Raw genomic sequence first — 2,640 nt, 5'->3', positions numbered from 1 at the left:
GTGCAGAAGGTAAGAAAAGAAGAGCCAAGACCGGATACGGAGAAGATGAGGGCGGTATCTGAAGAGAGGTAAATGGACGTTGTAGGGGTACGGCATGCCGTGCCCCTACAGAAAAAATAAAAATCTCTTGTTTTCTTAGAATATATTGACTATGCTAAATTAAAGAAAAATCTCAAGTAAAGGAGTGGAAGATGTTAAGAAATCTAAAGCTTCTGATAATGGTTTTGATAATCTTATTTCTTTCTTCATCCTTATCTTTTCCACTGGACCAGGGAAAAGCAACATCTGATAAGGTTCAGGAGGAGCAGGTTCCAACCGGAAAGTCGGTTATCATTCCGAAAGATACAACTGGCACTCCGCAGAACTACCATATACCCTGGAGCGTTCTAAATGGCGGTGGCACTGACATGGCTTCTACCAACTACAAAGCTATGGTCTCCTCAGCTCAGACAGCCATCGGAGAAACCCAGAGCACTAACTACCAATTAAAAATAGGATACTGGTACGGCGGCAAGCCCTTTATGTGCGGAGACGCTAATGGTACCTTGAATGTGAATGTGGCTGACATCGTTTACCTGGTGGCTTATTTATTTAAACATGGTCCGGAGCCAGACCCGCTCTACTGTGGAAATGCGAACGGTGACGACAATGTGAACATAGCTGACATCGTCTATTTGGTAGCCTATTTCTTTAAACACGGTCCAATGCCTAATTGTCAATAAGTTACTCGCAGTAGAATAGTTTCAGCAGCAGGAAAAAAATCTCCCGGCGTCCTTGCGGGGAGATTTTTTTTGCCTCAAAAAACAGTTATCAAGAAGATTCTTTTCTCCGATAAGATAAAAGACAGTTTTCTTCTTTCAAAGAACAGTTTAAGGAGGAAAGATGGATAAGATAAAGGCATTTTTGATCAACCACTTAGAAAAGATTCTAATCCTGGGTCTCACGGTCGTCATCTTAATCACCAACTATTTCATCACCCAGAAGATGGCTTTCCTTAATTTCTATTATCTGCCGGTTCTGGTATCCGGCTATTTTCTGGGGAAAAAATATGCAGTCTACACCAGTCTTTTCAGCATCAGCCTGGTGGTTTTCTTAGGAGTCTTATACCCGCACTCCTTTTACAATCAATCCACTGGTCTGCAGTTAGCGTTAAATCTGGTGATCTGGGGAGGTTTTCTTTTCTTGTCAGCAGCCGTGGTTGGGACCCTGTACGAGCAGAAGGAGAAGAAAATTCAGGAATTGAAAAAAGCTTACGTAGGAGTCATCGAGATTCTAACTAAGTACCTCGAATCCTCTGACCGTTATACCAAAGGGCATTCGATCAGGGTAGCTGATTATTCTACGGAGATAGCTAAGGCAATGGAACTTCCCAAGCCAGAGGTCGAGAATATCCGGGTGGCAAGTCTTCTGCACGACATAGGGAAAATAGAAATCTCCAGCGACCTGATAAGTAAAGCCGCCAACCTTACCGCAGAGGAGAAGAAGATAGTCGAAACCCACGTGGAAAAAGGAGCAGAGATATTAAACTCGGTCGGGACGGTTCTCAAGGAATCTATCCCCATAGTCCTGTCGCATCACACCTTCTTTATCGAGAGCAACCAGGAGGAGAGGAAATTCAACAACCTTCCCCTGGGAGCAAGGATTTTAGCCGTAGCAGACAGTTTTGACGCTATGGTTACAGACAGACCCTACCGGGCAGGAAAACCTTTGTGGCAGGCGGTAGAGGAATTGGAAAAGGGGGCTGGAACCCAGTTCGACCCGGAAGTGGTAGAGGCTTTCAAAAAGGTGCTGGCGGATAAAGTTGAAGTGGCGTAAAAAAAGGTTCAAAGGTTCGAAGGTAAAAAAAACAAAAGGCAAGGCTTCTAGTCTTGCCTTTTTATTAAGATAACTGATAAAAACAATTATGCACTGTTCTTAAATAACTTATTTAGAAGGCAGGGGAAAAGGGGCATCTTAAAAACAAACTCCCCATCGTCTTCAGTAAGCCAGACATCAGTGCCTGGTTATGGAGAACAGACAATAATGTCTGTTCTACCGTTATTGAATAGTAGGGGTTCAGGAATTTGTACCCCTACAATATGATTTCCCATTAATTTATTATCGGGCAATATCTTAACGATAGAACTTTTTTCAAAAAATAGGTTGACAATTGTGAAAATTTGGTTATTTTATATTTTGAGAAGAGGGGGAAAACTCTTGCTCTTTGCTTCTTAATTCCTGGAGGTTTATGAAAGCAGTTGTTAAAGCTTTCTTTTGCATTACCACAATTCTCTCTCTTTTCAGCGGTGCTTCAGGCAGGATAATCTACATTCCTTCTCCTTCCTTAGCTACAATCCAAGGAGGGATAAATTATGCCTTGGACGGGGATACAGTTTTGGTTAATTCCGGAACCTATTATGAGAATATCAACTTCAAAGGCAAAAAGATAGTTGTCGCCAGCAAGTACCTTTTAGATAACGACACCAGCCAGATAAGTTCAACCATCATCGACGCAACTTACAAACCTTCAAGTCCAGTAGTTACTTTTAAATCCAGAGAGGATTCTCTCACCATTTTAACCGGATTTACCATTCAGAACAGCACCAATTTATGGGGTGTGCTGTGCGACAGCGGTTCCAGCCCGGTCATCATCCACAACCT

At 42.6% G+C, this 2,640-nt stretch carries 3 protein-coding genes; all 3 read left to right on the top strand.

The window, feature by feature from the left end:
- The first annotated feature begins 191 nt into the window (after nucleotides 1-191).
- A complete protein-coding gene (locus MUP17_09940; protein MCJ7459301.1) occupies nucleotides 192-722 on the top strand; it encodes a hypothetical protein in 531 nt (176 codons plus the stop codon).
- Between the two features lie 160 nt (nucleotides 723-882).
- Nucleotides 883-1,815 carry an HD domain-containing protein gene (locus tag MUP17_09935; GenBank protein MCJ7459300.1) on the top strand — a complete coding sequence of 311 codons (933 nt, stop codon included), beginning with the start codon at nucleotides 883-885 and terminating at the stop codon, nucleotides 1,813-1,815.
- 412 nt (nucleotides 1,816-2,227) lie between these two features.
- Nucleotides 2,228-2,640 (top strand): hypothetical protein (locus MUP17_09930; GenBank protein ID MCJ7459299.1); only part of this gene is annotated, 413 nt, incomplete at its 3' end.

It is taken from the genome of Candidatus Zixiibacteriota bacterium (assembly GCA_022865345.1).
Lineage (GTDB): Bacteria > Zixibacteria > MSB-5A5 > MSB-5A5 > RBG-16-43-9 > RBG-16-43-9.
The sequence above is the reverse complement of the archived record's forward strand: the minus strand, read 5'-3'. Positions and strand labels throughout refer to the sequence as shown.